Origin of the sequence: Bacillus mexicanus (assembly GCF_050445615.1) — a bacterium.
GTDB classification, from domain to species: domain Bacteria; phylum Bacillota; class Bacilli; order Bacillales; family Bacillaceae; genus Bacillus; species Bacillus mexicanus.
Genome location: NZ_JBCEYV010000001.1, coordinates 1,066,054 through 1,088,733, shown reverse-complemented (window position 1 = coordinate 1,088,733; position 22,680 = coordinate 1,066,054). Strand labels below are relative to the sequence as shown.

The following is a 22,680-nucleotide window of genomic DNA, read 5'->3' as shown; positions in this document are numbered from 1 at the left end:
GCCAGTTATGTTTCGTAATGTAAAGGAATTAATTGAGATTACTAAAGAAAAGCAAATAGCCATCTCTGAGGTTATGATTGCGCAAGAGATGGACGTAAGGGAAAAAACAAAAGAAGAGATCTTTCAGCAAATGGATCATAATCTGACTGTTATGGAAGCAGCGGTTCAGAAAGGACTGGAGGGCGTTACGAGCCAAACAGGCTTAACAGGCGGGGATGCCGTTAAATTGCAGGCTTACATCCAATCAGGAAAAAGCTTATCTGGCCCGCTGATATTAGATGCGGTCTCGAAAGCTGTTGCAACAAATGAAGTGAATGCAGCAATGGGAACGATCTGTGCGACGCCGACTGCAGGTTCTGCCGGTGTTGTGCCTGGCACGTTATTTGCTGTAAAAGAAAAGCTGAATCCAACAAGAGAACAAATGATCCGCTTTTTATTTACGGCCGGTGCTTTCGGATTTGTCGTGGCTAATAATGCAAGTATTTCCGGAGCTGCTGGAGGATGTCAGGCAGAGGTCGGATCTGCCTCAGGCATGGCGGCTGCGGCGATTGTTGAAATGGCAGGCGGGACACCACAACAAAGCGCAGAAGCTATGGCCATTACATTGAAAAATATGCTTGGCCTTGTTTGCGACCCTGTTGCAGGACTTGTTGAAGTTCCTTGTGTCAAACGGAATGCGATGGGCGCGTCAAATGCGATGATTGCTGCTGACATGGCGTTGGCAGGCATTACAAGCCGCATTCCATGCGATGAGGTTATCGATGCCATGTATAAAATTGGCCAAACGATGCCTACTGCACTTAGAGAAACAGGACAGGGCGGTTTAGCAGCAACACCGACAGGAAGAGAGTTAGAGAAAAAAATATTCGGAGGAGCGCTAGGTTCACGTGAAACAACATCAGCAAACTAGTATAGCTAACATTAAGGGTATTGGGCCGGAAACAGAAAAAACATTACACGAACTCGGTATTTATGACATTTCTGATCTTCTGAATTATTTCCCTTATCGCTATGACGACTACGAGCTGAGGGATTTAGAAGAAGTAAAGCATGATGAAAGAGTGACAGTCGAAGGGAAGGTTCATTCAGAGCCTTCTCTTACCTATTACGGAAAAAAACGAAACAGGCTGACATTCAGGGTTCTTGTCGGCCGCTATTTAATCACAGCCGTATGTTTCAACAGGCCTTATTTGAAGAAAAAGCTTTCGCTCGGCTCTGTCGTGACGGTCTCTGGTAAATGGGACAAGCACCGCCAAACCATCTCTGTTCAGGAGCTGAAAAACGGCCCGCACCAAGAGGATAAGAGCATTGAACCAGTGTATTCTGTGAAAGAAAATGTTACCGTCAAAATGATGAGGCGATTTATTCAGCAGGCGCTGACCCAATACGCAGATTCGCTTTCAGACCCTCTTCCTGAAAAGCTCAAAACAAGCTATAAGCTGCCGGACTATTATCAGGCGTTAAAAGCAATGCACCAGCCTGAAACAAGAGAAGCGTTAAAGCTTGCCAGACGCCGGTTTGTTTATGAAGAATTTTTGGTGTTTCAGTTGAAAATGCAGGCGTTCCGAAAGGCGGAAAGAGAGCAGACACAAGGGATACGGCAGCGTTTTTCAAATGAAGAACTCATGAGATTTGTCAACAGCCTCCCGTTCCCCCTCACAAACGCCCAGTCGCGCGTGCTTCGAGAGATAACAGCAGACATGTCTTCTCCATACAGAATGAACCGCCTTCTTCAAGGGGACGTTGGATCAGGGAAAACGGCAGTTGCCGCCATCGCACTTTATGCTGCAATCCTGTCCGGCTATCAGGGAGCGCTCATGGTGCCGACGGAAATTCTGGCCGAACAGCATGCTGATTCGCTCGTTTCATTATTTGAAAAGTGGGATGTCAGTGTTGCCCTTTTAACAAGCTCTGTCAAAGGGAAGCGGCGAAAGGAATTGCTTGAGCGGCTTCAGGCGGGAGAGATTGATATTCTTGTAGGAACCCACGCTTTAATTCAGGATGAGGTGGAGTTTAAGGCGCTAAGCCTTGTCATTACAGATGAGCAGCATCGATTTGGAGTTGAACAGCGTAAAAAGCTTCGGAACAAAGGGCAAGATCCCGATGTCCTCTTTATGACAGCTACTCCAATCCCACGGACGTTAGCCATCACGGTATTCGGTGAAATGGATGTATCTGTGATCGATGAAATGCCGGCGGGACGAAAACAAATCGAGACCTATTGGGTAAAGCATGACATGCTGGATCGTATTTTGACGTTCGTCGAAAAAGAATTAAAGCAGGGCAGACAGGCATATATCATCTGTCCGCTGATTGAAGAATCAGACAAGCTTGATGTGCAAAACGCCATTGACGTATACAATATGCTTTCTGATATTTTCCGAGAGAAATGGAATGTCGGCCTAATGCACGGAAAGCTGCACTCCGATGAAAAAGACCAGGTCATGAGAGAATTCAGTGCAAACCACTGTCAAATTCTCGTGTCAACCACTGTTGTTGAGGTCGGCGTAAACGTACCGAATGCAACCATTATGGTGATTTATGACGCCGACCGTTTCGGGCTGTCGCAACTCCATCAGCTGCGCGGCCGTGTCGGACGGGGCGAGCACCAATCTTTCTGCATACTGATGGCCGATCCTAAATCAGAAACAGGAAAAGAACGGATGAGAATCATGTCCGAGACCAATGACGGTTTTGAGCTGTCTGAAAAGGATCTGGAACTGAGAGGCCCAGGAGATTTCTTCGGGAAAAAACAAAGCGGAATGCCTGAATTCAAGGTGGCAGACATGGTTCATGACTACAGGGCGCTTGAAACGGCAAGACAGGATGCTGCGAATCTTGTGGCTTCTGACGCGTTCTGGAAGGAGCCGGAATACGGTGCGCTGAGGGAGCACCTGCTGAAGAGCGGAGTAATGGACGGGGAAAAATTAAGCTAAGCAGCAGAAGTTTTTGGCATTCGGCCAGAAACAATCGTTGCATTCCAAACTATGAAATTATATACTACTATTAGTACCTAGTCTTAATTGTCCGGACGGTGTTTAGATATGAGAAGAAATAAGAGAGAACGCCAGGAATTACTTCAGCAGACGATTCAAGCAACCCCTTTTATTACAGATGAGGAATTAGCGGGTAAATTCGGAGTGAGCATCCAGACGATACGTTTGGACCGCTTAGAGCTTTCCATACCGGAACTGAGAGAAAGAATTAAGAATGTGGCAGAGCAAACGCTTGAAGATGAAGTGAAATCTCTGTCACTTGATGAAGTTATCGGAGAAATTATTGACCTTGAGCTGGATGATCAGGCGATATCCATTTTAGAAATAAAACAGGAGCATGTGTTCAGCCGGAATCAGATTGCGAGAGGACACCATTTATTTGCGCAGGCAAATTCTTTGGCTGTTGCAGTCATTGATGACGAGCTGGCGCTGACTGCAAGTGCAAACATTCGCTTTACAAGACAGGTAAAGCAGGGTGAACGTGTCGTAGCGAAAGCGAAAGTGACGGCGGTCGAAAAAGAAAAAGGAAGAACGGTTGTCGAAGTGAACAGCTATGTCGGCGAAGAAATCGTTTTTTCTGGACATTTTGACATGTACCGTTCAAAACATTCATAAAGGTGGAACATGCATGAGAATAGCTGTAGATGCAATGGGAGGAGACCACGCTCCCAAAGCCGTTATTGACGGAGTTACAAAGGGTATAGAGGCATTTGATGATCTCTATATCACACTTGTCGGTGACAAAACAATGATAGAATCACATTTAACAACAACAACAGACCGCATCTCGGTGCTGCACGCAGATGAAGTGATTGAACCTACGGATGAACCGGTCCGCGCCGTGAGAAGAAAAAAGAATTCTTCTATGGTCCTTATGGCGCAGGAAGTTGCCGAAAACAGAGCTGATGCCTGCATTTCAGCGGGTAATACTGGTGCATTAATGACTGCCGGTCTGTTTATTGTCGGAAGGATTAAAGGAATTGACCGCCCGGCGCTTGCCCCGACACTTCCGACCGTTTCAGGAGACGGTTTTCTTCTCCTTGATGTCGGTGCCAATGTCGATGCCAAGCCGGAGCACCTCGTTCAATACGCCATCATGGGTTCTGTTTATTCTCAGCAAGTTCGCGGTGTCACTTCACCGAGAGTCGGGCTTTTAAATGTCGGAACTGAAGATAAAAAAGGAAACGAACTGACGAAGCAGGCGTTTCAAATGTTAAAAGAAACAGCAAATATTCATTTTATCGGAAATGTTGAAGCGAGAGATCTTTTAGATGATGTAGCGGATGTTGTAGTAACAGACGGCTTTACCGGGAATGTTACACTCAAAACGCTGGAAGGCTCTGCGTTATCTATTTTTAAAATGATGAAAGAAGCTATGATGTCTAATATTACATCAAAGCTTGCAGCCGCTGTGCTGAAGCCAAAGCTGAAAGAAATGAAAATGAAAATGGAATATTCAAATTATGGCGGAGCGAGTCTTTTTGGCTTGAAAGCGCCTGTGATCAAAGCGCACGGTTCTTCAGATTCCAATGCTGTGTTCCATGCGATTCGGCAAGCAAGAGAGATGGTCAGCCAAAATGTGGCTGAACTCATTCAGGAAGAAGTTAAAGAAGAAAAAACAGATGAATAGTCTGGAGGTTTTTACATCATGAGTAAGATTGCATTTTTATTCCCGGGTCAGGGATCACAATTTATCGGCATGGGGAAAGAGCTTTATGAACAGGAGCCTGCTGCGAAACGCCTGTTTGATGAAGCGGATGAAACATTGGAAACAAAACTCAGCTCACTGATTTTTGAAGGTGATGCAAAAGAATTAACACTTACATACAATGCGCAGCCTGCCTTGCTGACAACAAGCATTGCTGTTCTTGAGAAGTTTAAAAAATCTGGCATTACACCTGATTTCACAGCAGGGCACAGCCTTGGTGAGTATTCCGCACTGGTTGCTTCTGGGGCACTGTCTTTCAAAGATGCTGTTTATACCGTTAGAAAACGCGGAGAGTTTATGAATGAAGCGGTACCAGCTGGCGAAGGAGCTATGGCTGCGATTCTCGGCATGGATGCTGAAGCCTTAAGACAAGTAACTGACAAAGTCACGGAAGAAGGCCATCTTGTTCAGCTTGCGAACCTTAACTGCCCCGGACAAATCGTTATTTCAGGAACAGCTAAAGGAGTAGAGCTTGCATCTGAACAGGCAAAAGAGAATGGTGCAAAACGCGCAATCCCTCTTGAAGTAAGCGGCCCGTTCCATTCTGAACTGATGAAGCCTGCTGCTGAAAAGCTGAAGGAAGTACTCGACTCCTGTGACGTAAAAGACGCTGACATTCCGGTCATCTCGAATGTTTCCGCTGATATGATGACTGATAAAGCAGATATTAAAGAGAAGCTGATTGAGCAGCTTTATTCACCGGTTCGTTTTGAGGAAAGCGTGAACAAGCTGATTGCAGAGGGTGTGACGACTTTTATTGAAATCGGTCCCGGAAAAGTGCTTTCAGGCCTTGTGAAAAAAGTGAACAGACGCTTAAAAACAATTGCTGTTTCAGATCCGGAAACGATTGAATTGGCAATTCAAACGCTTAAGGAGGAAAACGAAAATGCTTAATGACAAAACGGCTATTGTCACTGGCGCATCCCGCGGAATCGGCCGCTCGATCGCCCTTGACCTTGCAAAAAGCGGCGCGAACGTTGTCGTGAACTACTCTGGCAATGAAGCGAAAGCAAATGAAGTAGTTGATGAAATCAAATCAATGGGCAGAAAAGCAATTGCTGTCAAAGCGGATGTATCAAATCCAGAAGATGTACAAAACATGATAAAAGAAACGCTAGCTGCTTTTTCTGCGATTGACATTCTAGTTAATAATGCCGGAATTACAAGAGACAATCTCATCATGAGAATGAAAGAGGATGAATGGGATGATGTCATTAACATTAACTTGAAGGGTGTTTTCAACTGCACAAAAGCTGTTACAAGACAAATGATGAAGCAGCGTTCAGGCCGGATTATTAACGTGTCGTCTATCGTCGGCGTCAGCGGAAACCCTGGACAAGCCAACTACGTGGCTGCAAAAGCCGGCGTGATCGGCTTAACAAAATCTTCTGCTAAAGAGCTTGCAAGCCGCAATATTACGGTAAATGCGGTTGCACCTGGATTTATCTCAACTGATATGACAGATAAGCTTACAAAAGACGTTCAAGATGAAATGCTGAAACAAATTCCGCTCGCGCGCTTTGGCGAACCAGGTGACATCAGCAGTGTTGTCACGTTCCTTGCTTCAGAAGGAGCCCGTTATATGACAGGTCAAACGCTTCATATTGACGGCGGAATGGTGATGTAAGTTTTTTCTCGAAAATTTCATCCTAGTTTCTCTAGTTTTTTAAAAACGAATCCACTATAATACTTGAGGGGAGGTGAATTGCTATGGCAGATACATTAGAGCGTGTAACGAAAATCATCGTAGATCGCCTTGGCGTTGATGAAGCAGACGTCAAACTTGAAGCTTCTTTCAAGGAGGACTTAGGTGCTGATTCCCTAGATGTAGTTGAGCTTGTTATGGAACTTGAAGACGAGTTTGATATGGAGATTTCTGACGAAGATGCTGAAAAGATTGCAACAGTCGGCGACGCTGTGAACTACATACAAAACCAGCAATAAGCTGATACTAGAAGTCCCGCCGAAAAGCGGGGCTTTAGCCCTTTATTCGTGCAGTTATTACAGCATGCCGCTTTTACGCGCGCTGTATCCGGTTTAGTCAGAGAAGCGCGGTGAACCTGATGTGCCTATGGAGGTTACTATGTCAAAACACTCACATTATAAAGATAAAAAAAAGTTCTATAAAAAAGTAGAACAGTTTAAAGAGTTTCAAGAACGGATTTCGGTTCACTTTCAAAATGAAAAGCTTTTGTATCAAGCATTTACACATTCATCTTATGTGAATGAGCATCGGAAAAAGCCGTATGAAGATAATGAAAGGCTTGAATTTTTAGGTGACGCTGTTTTGGAACTGACGATCTCCCGATTCTTATTTGCCAAGTATCCGGCAATGAGTGAAGGAGATTTGACGAAGCTGAGAGCCGCGATTGTATGCGAGCCATCTCTCGTTTCATTGGCTCACGAACTGTCATTCGGTGACCTTGTCCTGTTGGGTAAAGGTGAGGAAATGACAGGCGGAAGAAAGCGTCCCGCACTATTGGCGGATGTTTTTGAGGCATTTATCGGAGCTTTGTATCTTGACCAGGGATTAGAGCCGGTCGAAAGCTTCTTAAAAGTCTATGTGTTCCCTAAAATTAACGATGGTGCTTTTTCTCATGTGATGGATTTCAAAAGCCAGCTGCAAGAATACGTGCAGCGGGACGGCAAAGGCTCTTTGGAGTATAAAATCTCCAACGAAAAAGGACCTGCGCACAATCGTGAATTTGAAGCCATCGTATCGCTAAAAGGTGAACCACTCGGAGTCGGAAACGGCCGTTCAAAGAAAGAAGCCGAACAGCACGCTGCTCAGGAAGCCTTAGCTAAATTGCAAAAACACTATACGAGCCAACAAAATCCCCCTGTGTGATAAGGGGGATTTCAGTATGTATGCCGTCTTATTTCACCCATGTTTATGATAGAATTGAAATACTTATTACATAAGGAGGATCGCTATGTTCCTCAAACGTTTAGACGTTATAGGATTTAAATCATTTGCAGAACGGATTTCCGTAGACTTTGTTAAAGGTGTGACAGCGGTTGTCGGCCCAAATGGCAGCGGAAAAAGCAACATTACTGATGCCATTCGCTGGGTACTCGGTGAACAATCGGCGCGATCTCTGCGAGGAGGCAAGATGGAAGACATCATTTTTGCCGGCAGTGATTCGAGAAAACGATTAAATCTAGCTGAAGTTACGCTTACTCTTGATAATGATGATCATTTCTTGCCGATTGACTTCCATGAGGTCAGTGTCACAAGGCGTGTGTACAGATCAGGAGAAAGTGAGTTTTTAATCAACAACCAGTCGTGCCGCTTAAAAGATATTATTGATTTATTTATGGACTCTGGCTTGGGTAAAGAAGCATTTTCTATTATCAGCCAAGGAAAAGTGGAAGAGATCCTGAGCAGCAAAGCGGAGGATCGCCGCAGTATCTTTGAAGAAGCGGCCGGAGTGCTTAAATATAAAACGAGAAAGAAAAAAGCGGAAAATAAACTGTTCGAGACTCAGGACAATTTAAACCGTGTTGAAGATATATTACATGAACTTGAAGGACAGGTAGAGCCTCTTCAAATTCAAGCTTCAATTGCCAAAGACTATTTGGAGAAAAAGAAAGAGCTGGAGCATGTGGAAATTGCGCTGACCGCCTATGATATCGAAGAACTGCATGGCAAATGGTCAACGCTTAAAGAGAAAGTACAACTTGCAAAGGAAGAAGAGCTCGCTGAATCGTCTGCAATTTCTGCGAAAGAAGCAAAGATTGAAGAGACGCGCGACAAAATTCAAGCGCTTGATGAATCAGTAAATGAACTCCAGCAAGTCTTATTGGTGACGAGTGAAGAGCTGGAAAAGCTTGAAGGCCGTAAAGAAGTCCTGAAAGAACGCAAGAAAAATGCTGTGCAGAACCAAGAACAGCTTGAAGAAGCCATTGTTCAGTTTCAGCAAAAAGAAACACTGCTGAAAGAAGAGCTTAAGAAGCAGGAAGCTGTTTTTGAAACGCTTCAGACAGAGGTCAAGCAGTTAAGAGCTCAGGTGAAAGAAAAGCAGCAGACTCTCAGCCTTCACAATGAAAATGTCGAAGAAAAAATCGAACAGCTGAAAAGCGATTACTTTGAACTGTTGAACAGCCAAGCTTCGATGCGCAATGAGCTCCAGCTGCTGGATGACCAAATGTCCCAATCCGCTGTCACATTGCAGAGGCTTGCGGACAATAATGAAAAGCACCTTCAGGACCGGCGTGATATTTCTGCGAAAAAAGCAGCATGTGAAACGGAGTTTGCCCGAATTGAGCAGGAGATTCACAGCCAAGTCGGCGCATATCGTGATATGCAGGCGAAATATGAGCAGAAAAAACGCCAATACGAAAAAAATGAGTCCGCTTTGTATCAGGCATACCAATACGTTCAGCAAGCAAGATCGAAAAAGGATATGCTTGAGACGATGCAGGGGGACTTCTCCGGCTTTTATCAAGGTGTTAAAGAAGTGCTGAAAGCGAAAGAGCGCCTTAGCGGAATCCGCGGAGCGGTCCTTGAGCTGATCTCAACAGAACAGAAGTATGAAACAGCGATTGAAATTGCGCTCGGCGCTTCTGCCCAGCATGTCGTGACCGACGATGAACAGTCTGCCCGCAAAGCGATTCAATATTTAAAACAAAATTCCTTTGGCCGGGCGACATTTCTGCCTCTTTCTGTTATCAGAGACCGCCAGCTCCAAAGCAGGGATGCGGAAACAGCAGCGCAGCACTCATCATTTCTCGGAGTGGCCAGTGAGCTTGTCACTTTTGACCCTGCGTATCGCCGCATCATCCAGAACCTTCTTGGAACTGTACTGATCACAGAAGATTTAAAAGGAGCAAACGAGCTTGCGAAGCTGCTCGGGCATCGGTACCGCATTGTCACCCTTGAGGGAGATGTCGTGAATCCGGGTGGTTCAATGACAGGCGGCGCTGTTAAAAAGAAAAACAACTCGCTGCTTGGAAGAAGCAGGGAGCTTGAAGATGTGACGAAACGGCTCACTGAAATGGAAGAAAAAACAGCAGTGCTGGAACAAGAAGTCAAAACCCTTAAGCAATCCATTCACGATATGGAGAAAAAACTGGCTGACTTGAGAGAGGTCGGGGAAGGCTTACGATTAAAGCAGCAGGATGTAAAAGGCCAGCTGTACGAACTTCAAGTTGCCGAGAAAAATATCAACACCCATTTAGAGCTTTATGATCAAGAAAAATCAGCTCTGTCACAAAGCGATGAAGAAAAGAAGGCGCGCAAACGCAAGCTGGAAGAAGAGCTTTCTGCCATATCAGAAAAGATGAAACTGCTTGAAGAGGATATCGACAGACTGACCAAACAAAAACAAACGCAATCCTCAACAAAAGAGTCTCTCTCTAACGAGCTGACTGAACTAAAGATCACAGCAGCCAAAAAAGAACAGGCGTGTAAGAGTGAAGAAGACAACCTTGCCAGAGTAAAGAAAGAGCTCGCAGAAACAGGGGCTGCGCTACTTGAAGCGAAAGAAGATTTAAGCTTCTTAACGTCAGAGATGTCATCAAGCACAAGCGGTGAAGAAAAGCTGGAAGAGGCCGCAAAACATAAATTGAATGACAAAACGAAAACGATCGAATTGATTGCGTTAAGGCGCGATCAGCGCATCAAGCTTCAGCACGGACTTGATGCGTACGAGCGTGAGCTGAAAGAAATGAAACGACTGTATAAACAAAAAACTACGCTCTTAAAAGATGAAGAAGTCAAACTTGGCCGAATGGAGGTTGAGCTTGATAATTTACTTGAGTACTTGCGGGAGGAATACAGCCTGTCCTTTGAGGGCGCAAAAGAGAAATATCAGCTTGAAACTGATCCTGAAGAAGCCAGAAAACGGGTAAAGCTGATTAAACTCGCAATCGAAGAGCTGGGTGCCGTAAACCTTGGAAGCATCGATGAATTTGAGAGGGTCAACGAACGGTATCAGTTTCTGTCAGAACAAAAAGAAGATTTGACAGAAGCGAAAAATACCTTGTTCCAAGTGATTGAAGAAATGGATGGAGAAATGACGAAACGCTTTAACGACACATTTATCCAAATTCGCTCACACTTTGATCAAGTGTTCCAATCCTTATTCGGAGGAGGACGAGCTGAGCTGAGGCTCACCGATCCTAACGATCTGCTTCATTCAGGTGTCGAGATTATCGCGCAGCCGCCGGGGAAAAAACTGCAAAACTTAAACCTTCTGTCAGGCGGAGAGCGTGCGCTTACGGCTATAGCGCTCTTATTCTCCATCTTAAAGGTTCGTCCTGTGCCGTTTTGTGTCCTTGACGAAGTAGAGGCTGCGCTTGATGAAGCGAATGTGTTCCGCTTTGCGCAGTATTTAAAAAAATACAGCAAAGATACCCAGTTTATCGTGATTACCCACAGAAAAGGGACAATGGAGGAAGCGGATGTGCTATATGGCGTAACCATGCAGGAATCCGGTGTTTCCAAGGTAATCTCAGTTAAGCTGGAAGAAACAAAAGAATTCGTTCAGTAACGAGGAAAGAGGTTAAAAGATGAGTTTTTTTAAAAAATTAAAAGAGAAAATCACAAAACAGACAGATTCCGTATCTGAAAAGTTTAAGGATGGCCTTGAAAAAACAAGAAACTCCTTTCAAAACAAAGTGAATGATCTTGTGTCCCGTTACCGTAAAGTGGATGAGGATTTCTTCGAAGAGCTTGAAGAGGTTCTCATTAGCGCGGATGTCGGTTTTACAACCGTTATGGAATTAATAGATGAGCTGAAAAAAGAAGTGAAACGCAGAAATATTCAAGATCCGATGGAAGTCCAGTCTGTTATTTCTGAGAAACTGGTCGAGATTTATAACAGCGGAGATGAGCAAATTTCCGGGTTGAATATCCAAGATGGGCGTTTAAATGTGATTCTTCTGGTAGGTGTAAACGGAGTCGGCAAAACGACAACGATCGGAAAGCTTGCCCATAAGCTGAAGCAAGAAGGAAAATCTGTCGTGCTCGCTGCCGGCGACACATTTAGAGCGGGAGCCATCGAACAGCTGGAAGTATGGGGAGAGCGTACAGAGGTGCCTGTCATTAAACAGGCGGCCGGTAGCGACCCTGCGGCTGTCATCTATGATGCTGTACATGCTGCGAAAGCTCGAAACGCCGATGTATTAATCTGTGATACGGCAGGGCGCCTCCAAAACAAAGTGAATCTGATGAAAGAGCTGGAAAAAGTGAAGCGGGTCATCGAAAGAGAAGTGCCTGAAGCGCCGCATGAGGTGCTGCTTGCCCTTGATGCCACAACCGGCCAAAATGCAATGGCGCAGGCGAAAGAGTTCTCTAAAGCAACAAATGTTACTGGTATCGCTTTAACAAAGCTTGACGGTACGGCAAAAGGCGGTATCGTCCTCGCGATCCGCAACGAACTTCACATCCCGGTCAAACTGGTCGGGTTAGGTGAAAAAGTTGATGATCTTCAGGAATTTAATGCTGAATCATATGTATACGGCCTCTTTTCAGATTTAGTGGAAAAAGCCGATGAATAAGAAAAAGGCTCTCCCATCTTTGGAGGGCCTTTTTCTTATGTTATCTTCTCACTTGATAGGCGAAATGATAAAGGCTGTTATCAGTGGATACCAGTCTTGAATCTCCTGAATAAACCCTGAATGGGATGATGTCATAATAATGAACGGAAACAGATGTGTAGTACGTATAGTACCCTGCAGCTGGCCCCAGGTACATCGGAACCTCAAACGCTCCATTCGCATCCGTTGTTCCTGAAGCTGTTTGTGTTTTATTTCCGACTTTCGTATCTGCTTCAAATCTTACTGGAGCGTTTGGTACTGGTTGTCCGTTTTGATCGAGTAATGTGCCGCTTATCGTAATATTGTACTTGACTCGCCAAAATTGACCTTGACCGTAATTGATTTTGCCGTAAACCCCTCCATCAGTGCTGATATTTGTAATTGAAGCCTTATAAGGCATTTCGGCAGCATTTGCTTGATGTGACGGGGCTATGAGTGTAAACGCGGCTGCCAAACACAACATAAACAATAAACTGATTTTCTTCATATAAATCCTCCTTTAAAATAAAATTATGATTCATATACAATATCGGAATAAATTGGATTTTATTTAGTTTATTCTGGAAAAAAGAACTTGTTGCTTTGACAAGATAAAAACTTGACAGTCTCAATAAAACCGTGTAAACTAAGTTATCGTAAAGGGATTTGACTTAACAAAGGGGAGAGCTCAATGTCACTCGAAAAGACAACGAGAATGAACTATCTGTTTGATTTTTACCAGTCGTTGTTGACGTCAAAGCAGAAGAGCTATATGTCGCTTTATTATTTGGACGATTTCTCCCTAGGCGAAATAGCCGAAGAATATGAGGTTTCAAGGCAAGCTGTTTATGATAACATCAAACGAACAGAAGCAATGCTTGAACAATATGAAGAAAAGCTGCTCCTTTTGAAAAAGTTTCAGGAGCGTAAAGAGATGTTTAATAAGCTGAAGGAGCTTGCTTCCCGTTCGAAAGAAGTGGAAGAAATTACAGCTCTGATTGAAGCGCTTGAGAAATTAGATTAGGAGGCGGCAAACTATGGCATTTGAAGGATTAGCCGACCGACTGCAGCAGACGATTTCTAAAATTCGCGGAAAAGGGAAAGTCAGCGAACAAGATGTAAAAGAGATGATGCGTGAGGTTCGTCTTGCGCTGCTTGAGGCTGACGTTAACTTTAAAGTAGTCAAGGATTTTGTCAAAAAAGTAAGTGAACGCGCTGTAGGCCAAGACGTCATGAAAAGTCTGACGCCCGGCCAGCAGGTCATTAAAGTGGTAAAAGAGGAACTGACTGAGCTGATGGGCGGCGAAGAGAGCAAAATCGCCGTCGCAAAAAAGCCGCCGACTGTTATTATGATGGTTGGTCTCCAAGGTGCTGGTAAAACGACAACAACCGGTAAGCTGGCGAATCTGCTGCGCAAAAAGCATAATCGCAAACCGATGCTGGTTGCTGCCGATATTTACCGTCCGGCCGCTATTAAGCAGCTGGAAACACTCGGAAAACAGCTTGATATGCCTGTTTTCTCTCTTGGTGATCAGGTCAGCCCTGTAGAAATAGCCAAACAGGCTATTGAAAAAGCCAAGGAAGAACATTATGACTATGTCATTTTGGATACGGCAGGCCGCTTGCATATTGACCATGAGCTGATGGACGAACTGACCAACGTAAAAGAAATCGCAAATCCGGAAGAAATCTTCCTTGTTGTCGATTCAATGACCGGTCAGGACGCTGTGAATGTTGCCAAAAGCTTTAATGAACAGCTCGGTTTAACCGGTGTTGTGTTAACTAAGCTTGATGGAGACACACGCGGCGGTGCTGCGCTTTCTATTCGTGCGGTCACAAACACGCCGATTAAGTTCGCTGGTTTAGGCGAAAAGCTTGATGCATTAGAGGCGTTCCATCCTGAACGTATGGCTTCAAGGATTCTTGGCATGGGCGATGTGCTGACATTGATTGAAAAAGCGCAGGCCAGCGTCGATGAAGACAAAGCCAAAGAGCTGGAACAAAAAATGAGGACGATGAGCTTCACATTGGACGATTTTTTGGAGCAGCTTGGGCAGGTCAGAAACATGGGGCCGCTTGATGAGCTTCTGCAAATGATGCCAGGTGCAGGCAAAATGAAAGGCTTGAAAAACATTCAAGTTGATGAAAAACAGCTGAATCATGTAGAAGCGATCATTAAATCAATGACTGTTCTTGAAAAAGAACAGCCCGATGTTATCAATGCCAGCCGGCGAAAACGGATTGCGAAAGGAAGCGGGACATCCGTGCAGGAAGTCAACCGTCTGCTTAAGCAGTTTGATGAAATGAAAAAAATGATGAAGCAGATGACAAACATGTCAAAAGGTAAGAAAAAAGGGTTTAAGCTACCTTTTATGTAATCGGTTATACATGATAAAACCGTTGTTAAGAAAAAACACTTTACAAACACTTTTATCATTGTTAATATACTATCTTGTTGAAATATTTTCGGAGGTGCTAGTAAAATGGCAGTAAAAATTCGTTTAAAACGTATGGGAGCAAAAAAATCTCCTTTCTATCGTATTGTTGTAGCAGATTCTCGTTCACCACGTGATGGCCGTTTCATTGAAACAGTCGGAACTTACAACCCGGTTGTAAAACCAGCGGAAGTGAAAATCGACGAAGAGCTTGCTCTTAAATGGCTTCAAACTGGAGCGAAACCATCTGATACAGTTCGCAACTTGTTCTCTAGCCAAGGAATCATGGAAAAATTCCACAACGCTAAACAAGGCAAGTAATGACTGATCAACACTTGGAAGATTTGATTGTCGAAATTGTGTCGCCGCTTGTTGATCATCCAGATAACATTCGCGTCATAAGAGAAGAAACCGATCAAAAGATTGCGCTGCGCTTATCTGTCCATAAGTCAGATACCGGTAAAGTTATCGGAAAGCAAGGCCGGACTGCAAAAGCGATTCGAACAGCTGTATTTGCAGCTGGCGCACAGTCTTCTAAGAAAGTTCAACTTGAGATATTTGACTAAAAGGGAGAGGGCCGGCACCTCCCCTTTTTTTACACGCAAAAAAAGGGTAAACTGATAGAAGCTTAGGTAAAATAGAAAAGCCTGAACCAAAAAGTTTTAAAAGCGGGGAGCTTGGTGCGATGCAAATTATTCACCGTGTAGCCGTTATGCAAGTTTTAACCGAACACAGTAAAGAAAAGCTTTTAGCTTCTTTTGCAGAAAAGAAACAAATGCTTGAACAAGAATGCAGCCAGCTCTATTTTCAGCTTAGAAAACATGAGAAAGAACAGCAAAACCCAGATATGATTAAACAATTTAAAAAGGCAATAGAAAAACGAAAAGATCATATAAAAATAATCGATTTTCAAATTGCTCAAGTACATACATTGCCGCTCGGCAGTGAGATGAAAGAAAAGGAAGTCGATGCGCTGCTGACAATTGAAGCCGGAGATAATTGGCATCAGAAGACAGCGGCAAACACCATCGTCATAAAAGACGGAAAAGTAATTGAAATTCGCCAGAGGTGATCATATGACAAAGCGATGGTTTAATGTAGGCAAAATCGTAAATACCCATGGAATCAAAGGCGAAGTACGAGTGATTTCGAAAACAGATTTTGCTGAAGAACGGTACAAACCGGGTAACACGCTGTATTTGTTTATGGACGGACGTAACGAACCGGTTGAAGTAACGGTAAACACCCACAGGCTGCATAAGCAATTTCATTTGTTGCAATTTAAAGAACGGCAAGGCCTGAATGAAGTAGAAGAACTGAAAAATGCAACCATTAAAGTTCCTGAAGAAGATTTAGGAGAGCTGAATGAAGGAGAATTTTACTTCCACGAAATCATTGGGTGCGAAGTATTTACCGGAGACGGCGAACGCATCGGAAAGATCAAAGAAATATTGACGCCTGGAGCTAATGATGTATGGGTCATCTCGCGAAAAGGGAAAAAAGATGCGCTGATTCCTTACATTGAATCAGTAGTCAAACATATCAATGTCAGCGAAAAGAAAATTGAGATTGAACTCATGGAAGGGTTAATAGACGAATGAAAATCGACTTTTTAACGCTGTTTCCCGACATGTTTGAAGGTGTGCTCGGTTCATCGATTCTCCAAAAAGCTCAAGAAAAAGATGCAGTGCAGTTTCAGATCGTAAATTTCCGGGCGTATTCTGATAACAAGCACAATACTGTTGATGATTATCCTTACGGCGGCGGGGCAGGCATGGTTCTTAAGCCGCAGCCTGTTTTTGATGCGGTCGAGGACCTGACATCAAAGGCAGCCGCTCCTCCGCGTATCATCCTCGTATGCCCGCAAGGTGAGCGTTTCACTCAAAAAAAAGCTGAACAATTAGCAAAAGAAGAGTATTTGCTGTTCATTTGCGGCCATTATGAAGGCTATGATGAACGTATTCGTGAGCATCTTGTGACAGATGAAATATCTATTGGCGATTTTGTTCTGACAGGAGGCGAGCTTCCTGCAATGATGATTGCAGACAGTGTCGTCAGATTGCTTCCGGGTGTGCTTGGCAAGGAAGCCTCTCATATTGAGGATTCGTTCAGCACAGGCCTTTTAGAGCACCCGCATTATACAAGGCCGGCAGATTACAAAGGTTTAAAAGTGCCTGAAACACTTCTGTCAGGAAACCATGCGAAAATTAAAGAATGGCGAAATAAAGAATCGATCAGAAGAACCTATATAAGACGTCCGGATCTTTTGAAAGACTACCCGCTTACAGAGCAACAGAGAAAATGGATTTCTGAATGGGAAAAAGAATAGATTTTATTGCAGAAGATATAAAATTGTGATAAGATACTACTTGTGGCTTAAGCGGGCTTATCCGCTGAAAGCTTGAAAACGATGTTCCGCTGTGCCGGGTTTTGTGGCCAAGAGCATCTGTTGGAAGGAGTTGAAAACGATGCAAAAACTAATTGAAGATATCACAAAAGAACAACTTCGCACTGATCTTCCTGCGTTCCGTCCTGGTGACACTTTACGTGTACACGTTAAAGTTGTTGAGGGAAACCGTGAGCGTGTTCAGATCTTTGAAGGTGTTGTGATCAAGCGTCGTGGTGGTGGAATCAGCGAAACATTCACAGTTCGTAAGATTTCTTACGGTGTTGGCGTTGAACGTACTTTCCCTGTACACACACCAAAAATCGCGAAAATCGAAGTTGTACGTTACGGTAAAGTACGCCGTGCTAAACTTTACTACTTGCGTGAACTTCGCGGAAAAGCGGCTCGTATTAAAGAGATCAGACGATAATGATAACGAACGAAAAGAGCTTGTTACCTGTAACAAGCTCTTTTTTTATACAGAATTTGAAAATGCCGGACAGGCATCGTAAAATACATAAGGACAACTAGAATCTAGCGTAATGAAGAGATAAAGGCGGTGTTGTGTCACATGACAATTCAATGGTTCCCGGGCCATATGGCAAAGGCGAGAAGGGAAGTAACCGAAAAATTAAAATTAATTGATATTGTATATGAATTGGTAGATGCCAGAATCCCAATGTCATCAAGAAACCCAATGATTGAAGATATTCTAAAAAATAAGCCGCGAATTATGCTGTTAAACAAAGCAGACAAAGCAGATGCGGCAGTTACACAACAGTGGAAAGAGCACTTTGAGAAAGATGGGATCCGCTCTTTATCCATTAACTCTGTAAACGGGCAAGGCCTAAATCAAATTGTGCCGGCGTCAAAAGAGATTCTCCAAGAAAAATTTGATCGGATGAGGGCAAAAGGTGTGAAGCCGAGAGCGATTCGCGCCTTGATTATCGGCATTCCAAACGTCGGAAAATCCACGCTTATCAACCGGCTGGCAAAGAAAAATATCGCCAAAACGGGAGACAGACCAGGTATTACGACATCTCAGCAGTGGGTGAAGGTCGGGAAAGAATTAGAGCTCTTAGATACACCAGGGATTTTATGGCCAAAATTTGAGGACGAGCTTGTCGGCTTGCGGCTGGCAGTCACCGGGGCGATTAAAGACTCGATTATCAACCTGCAGGACGTGGCCGTGTTTGGTCTTCGTTTTCTCGAAGAATATTATCCTGAACGGCTGAAAGAGCGCTACAGCCTTGATGAGATACCAGAGGACATCGCGGAGCTGTTTGATGCAATTGGCGAAAAGCGCGGCTGTCTCATGAGCGGCGGGCTCATTAACTACGATAAAACGACTGAGGTCATCATTCGCGATATCCGCACTGAAAAGTTCGGCAGGCTGTCATTTGAACAGCCGACTATGTAAAGGCGCGCAGAAATGCGGGTCTTTATTTTTTCCTGACAAGAACCGATACATACAGTAAGGGAGAAGAGAAAGTGAATACATTAACCGTAAAGGACATTAAAGACCGTTTGCAGCAAGTGAGGGATGAACAAGACCCGTTTCTTGCACAGTGCGAAAACGATCCGAGAAAAAGCGTTCAAACGCTTGTAGAGCAATGGCTGAAAAAGCAGGCGAAAGAAAAAGTGCTGAAAGAACAATGGGTGAATATGACTTCCTATGAAAGGATGGCAAGAAACAAAGGGTTTCGCTTAATTGCGGGTGTTGACGAGGTCGGTCGGGGGCCGTTGGCAGGACCAGTTGTCGCAAGCGCCGTCATCCTTCCAGAGGAATGTGAAATACTTGGACTGACAGACTCCAAAAAGCTTTCAGAAAAAAAGCGTGAGGAATATTACGAGCTTATTATGGAAAAAGCGCTGGCAGTCGGGATAGGAATTGTAGAAGCTCCAGTTATTGATGAAATCAATATATATGAAGCTTCGAAGATGGCAATGGTGAAAGCGATACACGATTTGTCAGAAACACCCGATTATTTGCTTGTTGATGCTATGACGCTGCCGCTTGACACACATCAATCGTCAATTATAAAAGGCGATGCCAAAAGCGTGTCCATTGCAGCAGGTGCGTGTATCGCGAAAGTGACGAGAGACCGAATGATGAGCGTTTATGCAGAAACATATCCCATGTATGGGTTTGAAAAAAACAAAGGCTATGGGACAAAAGAACATTTGGAAGCTCTTGCTGCATACGGTCCAACTGAATTGCACCGCAAAACTTTCGCTCCTGTTCAATCGTTAAGATAAAACTATGGACAAGGAGGCACCTTTTTTAAATGAATATACGGAATGATGTGCAAAAGGCACTGCAGCACTTTTTTAGAAACACTGGAGTCCCCCAGGAAACATCGACTATCAGCGAAGCGCTAAACGGGGAGAAGCGTCTTCTTTTAGGAAAAGTGCTTCGTTTATTGGGAGACCAGCATGCGCTAATCCAAGTCGGTAATCAAACGATCCAGGGAAAACTTGAAACCCAGCTTCGCCCTCAGGCATACTATTGGTTTTCCTACGAAAAAAAAACGACAGAACAGACAGGCCGTCTTCAGGTCGTTCAAAGCTTTGAGCAGAATCCAAAAACCATTCAGGATGCTGCTGGTAAGCTTTTAAATGCCATCGCGGTAAAGCCTTCAAATGCCGCTCTCATGATGACAGGAGCGATGCTGAAGACTAAAACACCCGTAACAGAAAATGATATCAAAACAGCGGTACGCTGGATGGAGACGCTCCCTGCGTCAGATGCAAAAAAAGCAATTGAAACGGTTATTTTCGCCTTAAAGCGTGATCTGCCCATTCATTCTGAGGTATTGAGCGGAATTCATGCTGTCAAATCGCCTGTTCCGCTTCATCAGCATGTATCCCAGCTGCTTCAGGCAATCAATCAGAGCCCCCAGCAGGGCCAGGTGATGGCAAAGCTGAAAGAAGCCGTTACGACACTTTTTAATAGTGAAATCGATGTCCATGCAGAACGCCTGATCGAAAGACTTGTCTCGTTAACAAACAATGCCAAAGCACCTTCTGCAAGCACTGCAGCTGGAAATAGAGAGCTTAGCGCACCAGCCGATTCCATCGGGAAGAGCGACTTATCGCTTGCAAACCGTATAGAGGAACAGAAAAGAGTACAAAGAGAGCCTGTTAAAACAGCAGCAGACATTCCAAGCAAAGAAGCCCGACAGCTGCTGATAAAGCTGACTGAATCTGCTGATAAAAACAATCTTCCAATCGTGAAAGAAGCAGCAAATTGGCTGAAAGCGGCTGCTTCACCGGCTGATAGTAAATCACCTGCAGCTTCAGCTGTTTTACAGGCAGCGCAAGTTACAGATCAGGAAGCCGAAGTCTTTTTAAAGGCTGTTCAGCAGACAGCACCTCATTTAGCGGATAAGGCTGATGTTCTTTCTTTTTTGTCCAAAGTGAAAACGGCAATTGGTGCAAGGGACGAGCTTGCGTTCATTAAAGCGTTTGAACAAGGAAGTGAAGCCGCGCCTGATGATATACAATCCATTAAGCTGGCGCTCCATGCTGCAAGAGGATCGAATGAGGTAGCTGAACCTGTCAAACAGGAAGCGGATCAGCTGTTTCATAAATTAAACGGGCAGCTTTTCATGCAGCAGGACCATCCGTCATACAGCCAAATTGTGATGTCATTTCCGCTGTTTTCAAAGTCAGGGGTACAGGACATGACTGTTCTGTTTAAAGGAAAGAAAGAAGCGGATGGAAAGCTTGATCCAACCCATTGCCGGCTTTTGTTTTTGCTGCAGCTGGATACGTTAAAAGAAACCGTTGTTGATTGCTTGATTCAGCAAAAAGCAATGACCATTACAATTGAGACTGATTTCGAGCTTCAGGATGCGATCGACCCGATGGTGCCCGCCCTTAAACAAGCTCTCAAGGAAATGGGATACAGCCTTTCAGGGGTAAACGCCAAAAAAAGAGTTCATACCGAAGAGAAGGCAACAATCGTTCAATATGTAACAAGCATCAGTGATCAGGAAGTGGATGTGAAAATATGAAAAAACAGACGCCGATCAGACAAGCTGTGGCTCTCCATTATGACGAACAAAAAGACAAGGCTCCGAAAGTGGCTGCGACAGGAAAGGGCCATGTAGCCGACAATATTATCAAAGAAGCGAAAAAAGCAGGGGTTCCGATCCAAGAAGATCGGACCCTTGTCGAATTAATGCGCCATTTGACTGTAGATGATCAAATTCCGGAAGCTCTTTATGAGACGGTAGCCGAGATTTTTTCGTTCATTTATCGATTGGATGAGAGCGTAAAAAACAAAAAATAACCATAAATATTCCCCATCCGCCGTTTGAAATTTATGTTTTTAATAAAATAAAAGTTTGAATGTTTAGAAGGATTTAAAGATTTTGTACCGAACTCTAGACAATTCTTCCAGTATTATTATAGAATGAAAGCGCAGTCTATTTTAGTTTTGTTACATAAGTTAGGAGGATGGGAAATGAATATCCATGAGTACCAGGGGAAAGAAGTCCTCAGGAAATATGGGGTGTCTGTTCCTGAAGGTAAAGTGGCTTTTACAGCAGAAGAAGCAGTGGAGAAAGCGAAGAGCTTATCCAGCTCGGTTTATGTCGTAAAGGCTCAAATTCATGCTGGCGGTCGAGGCAAAGCTGGTGGGGTAAAAATAGCAAAATCAGTAGACGAAGTGAAAGCGTATGCCGAAGAACTCTTAGGGAAGACCCTAGTTACTCATCAGACGGGTCCGGACGGCCAAGTAATAAAACGCTTACTTATTGAAGAAGGCTGCGATATTAAAAAAGAATACTACGTGGGGCTAGTGCTTGATCGAGCAACTTCCAGAATCGTTTTGATGGCTTCTGAAGAAGGCGGAACGGAAATTGAAGAAGTGGCGGAGAAAACACCGGAAAAAATCAAAAAAGCTATTATTGATCCGGCTGTCGGTCTGCAAGGCTATCAAGCCAGAGAAATTGCATTCGCTATTAATATCCCAAAGGAGCTTGTGGGAAAAGCTGCTAAGTTTATGCTTGGGCTATATAAAGCGTTTGTTGAGAAAGACTGCTCAATCGCTGAAATCAATCCGCTCGTTGTTACCGGCGACGGACATGTGATGGCGCTTGATGCGAAATTGAATTTCGACAGCAATGCACTATACAGACAAAAGGATATTATGGAATACAGAGATTTGGATGAAGAAGATCCAAAAGAAATCGAAGCGTCTAAATATGACTTAAGCTACATCTCCCTCGATGGAAATATTGGCTGTATGGTCAACGGCGCGGGACTTGCAATGTCCACAATGGATATTATCAAGCATTATGGAGGAGAACCGGCCAACTTCCTTGATGTGGGCGGCGGTGCAACCGCAGAAAAAGTCACGGAAGCATTTAAAATCATTCTTTCTGACCAAAACGTTAAAGGGATTTTTGTCAACATTTTCGGCGGCATCATGAAGTGTGATGTCATTGCAGAAGGGGTTGTGGAAGCGACAAAACAAGTCGGTTTGACATTGCCGCTTGTCGTCCGTCTTGAAGGCACAAACGTGGATATAGGGAAGAAAATCCTTAGTGAATCAGGATTGAATATTACATCTGCGGAATCGATGGCTGACGGCGCGCAGAAAATTGTATCCTTAGTTTAGGAAAG

The 22,680-nt window shown here is 44.1% G+C and carries 24 protein-coding genes; 23 read left to right on the top strand and 1 reads right to left on the bottom strand.

The window, feature by feature from the left end:
- Window positions 1–7 precede the first annotated feature (7 nt).
- The 10 genes from sdaAA (at window position 8) to ftsY (ending at window position 12,207) form a co-directional block, all read left to right on the top strand.
- The gene (gene sdaAA, locus AAGG74_RS05770) at window positions 8–910 is read left to right on the top strand and encodes an L-serine ammonia-lyase, iron-sulfur-dependent, subunit alpha (protein WP_162101560.1); all 903 of its coding nucleotides are present in this window, start codon (window positions 8–10) and stop codon (window positions 908–910) included.
- Window positions 888–2,936, top strand: coding sequence for an ATP-dependent DNA helicase RecG (recG, locus tag AAGG74_RS05765; RefSeq protein WP_162101561.1), 2,049 nt, complete (start codon window positions 888–890; stop codon window positions 2,934–2,936). The genes sdaAA and recG overlap by 23 nt, the downstream gene beginning before the upstream one ends.
- 108 nt (window positions 2,937–3,044) lie before the next feature.
- Window positions 3,045–3,611 (top strand): transcription factor FapR, encoded by a 567-nt coding sequence (gene fapR / locus AAGG74_RS05760; protein ID WP_162101562.1) that lies wholly within the window; start codon window positions 3,045–3,047, stop codon window positions 3,609–3,611.
- Between the two features lie 13 nt (window positions 3,612–3,624).
- Window positions 3,625–4,626, top strand: a complete 1,002-nt coding sequence (gene plsX, locus AAGG74_RS05755) for a phosphate acyltransferase PlsX (protein WP_429674766.1) — start codon at window positions 3,625–3,627, stop codon at window positions 4,624–4,626.
- Window positions 4,627–4,644: 18 nt separating this feature from the next.
- The gene (fabD, locus tag AAGG74_RS05750; RefSeq protein WP_429674765.1) at window positions 4,645–5,598 is read left to right on the top strand and encodes an ACP S-malonyltransferase; all 954 of its coding nucleotides are present in this window, start codon (window positions 4,645–4,647) and stop codon (window positions 5,596–5,598) included.
- Window positions 5,591–6,331 carry a 3-oxoacyl-[acyl-carrier-protein] reductase gene (fabG, locus tag AAGG74_RS05745; RefSeq protein ID WP_429674764.1) on the top strand — a complete coding sequence of 247 codons (741 nt, stop codon included), beginning with the start codon at window positions 5,591–5,593 and terminating at the stop codon, window positions 6,329–6,331. The genes fabD and fabG overlap by 8 nt, the downstream gene beginning before the upstream one ends.
- 83 nt (window positions 6,332–6,414) lie before the next feature.
- Window positions 6,415–6,648: an acyl carrier protein gene (acpP, locus tag AAGG74_RS05740; RefSeq protein ID WP_003154310.1), complete on the top strand. Its 234-nt coding sequence runs from the start codon at window positions 6,415–6,417 to the stop codon at window positions 6,646–6,648.
- Between the two features lie 139 nt (window positions 6,649–6,787).
- Window positions 6,788–7,552 carry a ribonuclease III gene (rncS, locus tag AAGG74_RS05735; RefSeq protein ID WP_162101566.1) on the top strand — a complete coding sequence of 255 codons (765 nt, stop codon included), beginning with the start codon at window positions 6,788–6,790 and terminating at the stop codon, window positions 7,550–7,552.
- Between the two features lie 85 nt (window positions 7,553–7,637).
- Window positions 7,638–11,198, top strand: coding sequence for a chromosome segregation protein SMC (gene smc, locus AAGG74_RS05730; RefSeq protein WP_429674763.1), 3,561 nt, complete (start codon window positions 7,638–7,640; stop codon window positions 11,196–11,198).
- A 19-nt stretch (window positions 11,199–11,217) separates the two neighbouring features.
- The gene (gene ftsY, locus AAGG74_RS05725) at window positions 11,218–12,207 is read left to right on the top strand and encodes a signal recognition particle-docking protein FtsY (protein WP_162101568.1); all 990 of its coding nucleotides are present in this window, start codon (window positions 11,218–11,220) and stop codon (window positions 12,205–12,207) included.
- A 40-nt stretch (window positions 12,208–12,247) separates the two neighbouring features.
- On the opposite strand, the gene AAGG74_RS05720 is transcribed toward ftsY, so the two are convergent.
- Window positions 12,248–12,733 carry an Ig-like domain-containing protein gene (locus tag AAGG74_RS05720; RefSeq protein WP_162101569.1) on the bottom strand — a complete coding sequence of 162 codons (486 nt, stop codon included), beginning with the start codon at window positions 12,731–12,733 and terminating at the stop codon, window positions 12,248–12,250.
- A 183-nt stretch (window positions 12,734–12,916) separates the two neighbouring features.
- Between AAGG74_RS05720 and AAGG74_RS05715 the strand changes: the two genes are divergently transcribed.
- The 13 genes from AAGG74_RS05715 (at window position 12,917) to sucC (ending at window position 22,675) form a co-directional block, all read left to right on the top strand.
- The gene (locus AAGG74_RS05715) at window positions 12,917–13,249 is read left to right on the top strand and encodes a putative DNA-binding protein (protein ID WP_429674762.1); all 333 of its coding nucleotides are present in this window, start codon (window positions 12,917–12,919) and stop codon (window positions 13,247–13,249) included.
- Between the two features lie 13 nt (window positions 13,250–13,262).
- A complete protein-coding gene (ffh, locus tag AAGG74_RS05710) occupies window positions 13,263–14,603 on the top strand; it encodes a signal recognition particle protein (protein WP_429674761.1) in 1,341 nt (446 codons plus the stop codon).
- A 105-nt stretch (window positions 14,604–14,708) separates the two neighbouring features.
- Entirely contained in the window at window positions 14,709–14,981 is a 273-nt protein-coding gene (gene rpsP / locus AAGG74_RS05705) for a 30S ribosomal protein S16 (protein WP_024716077.1), read from the top strand.
- Window positions 14,981–15,226 (top strand): KH domain-containing protein, encoded by a 246-nt coding sequence (locus AAGG74_RS05700; protein ID WP_225494054.1) that lies wholly within the window; start codon window positions 14,981–14,983, stop codon window positions 15,224–15,226. Before rpsP ends, AAGG74_RS05700 begins: the two co-directional genes overlap by 1 nt.
- A 119-nt stretch (window positions 15,227–15,345) precedes the next feature.
- Window positions 15,346–15,732, top strand: a complete 387-nt coding sequence (locus AAGG74_RS05695; RefSeq protein WP_429674760.1) for a YlqD family protein — start codon at window positions 15,346–15,348, stop codon at window positions 15,730–15,732.
- Between the two features lie 4 nt (window positions 15,733–15,736).
- A complete protein-coding gene (gene rimM, locus AAGG74_RS05690) occupies window positions 15,737–16,261 on the top strand; it encodes a ribosome maturation factor RimM (RefSeq protein WP_162101574.1) in 525 nt (174 codons plus the stop codon).
- Window positions 16,258–16,989, top strand: coding sequence for a tRNA (guanosine(37)-N1)-methyltransferase TrmD (trmD, locus tag AAGG74_RS05685; RefSeq protein ID WP_429674759.1), 732 nt, complete (start codon window positions 16,258–16,260; stop codon window positions 16,987–16,989). The genes rimM and trmD overlap by 4 nt, the downstream gene beginning before the upstream one ends.
- A 139-nt stretch (window positions 16,990–17,128) precedes the next feature.
- Window positions 17,129–17,476 (top strand): 50S ribosomal protein L19, encoded by a 348-nt coding sequence (gene rplS / locus AAGG74_RS05680; protein WP_148961839.1) that lies wholly within the window; start codon window positions 17,129–17,131, stop codon window positions 17,474–17,476.
- Between the two features lie 141 nt (window positions 17,477–17,617).
- Entirely contained in the window at window positions 17,618–18,466 is an 849-nt protein-coding gene (gene ylqF / locus AAGG74_RS05675; RefSeq protein WP_162101576.1) for a ribosome biogenesis GTPase YlqF, read from the top strand.
- Between the two features lie 71 nt (window positions 18,467–18,537).
- Window positions 18,538–19,305 carry a ribonuclease HII gene (gene rnhB, locus AAGG74_RS05670; RefSeq protein ID WP_429674758.1) on the top strand — a complete coding sequence of 256 codons (768 nt, stop codon included), beginning with the start codon at window positions 18,538–18,540 and terminating at the stop codon, window positions 19,303–19,305.
- A gap of 29 nt (window positions 19,306–19,334) precedes the next feature.
- On the top strand, window positions 19,335–21,065 hold the full coding sequence (locus AAGG74_RS05665; RefSeq protein WP_429674757.1) for a hypothetical protein: 1,731 nt from the start codon (window positions 19,335–19,337) through the stop codon (window positions 21,063–21,065).
- A complete protein-coding gene (locus AAGG74_RS05660) occupies window positions 21,062–21,343 on the top strand; it encodes a FlhB-like flagellar biosynthesis protein (protein WP_162101579.1) in 282 nt (93 codons plus the stop codon). The genes AAGG74_RS05665 and AAGG74_RS05660 overlap by 4 nt, the downstream gene beginning before the upstream one ends.
- Window positions 21,344–21,517: 174 nt before the next feature.
- Entirely contained in the window at window positions 21,518–22,675 is a 1,158-nt protein-coding gene (gene sucC, locus AAGG74_RS05655) for an ADP-forming succinate--CoA ligase subunit beta (RefSeq protein WP_162101580.1), read from the top strand.
- Window positions 22,676–22,680: the final 5 nt, after the last annotated feature.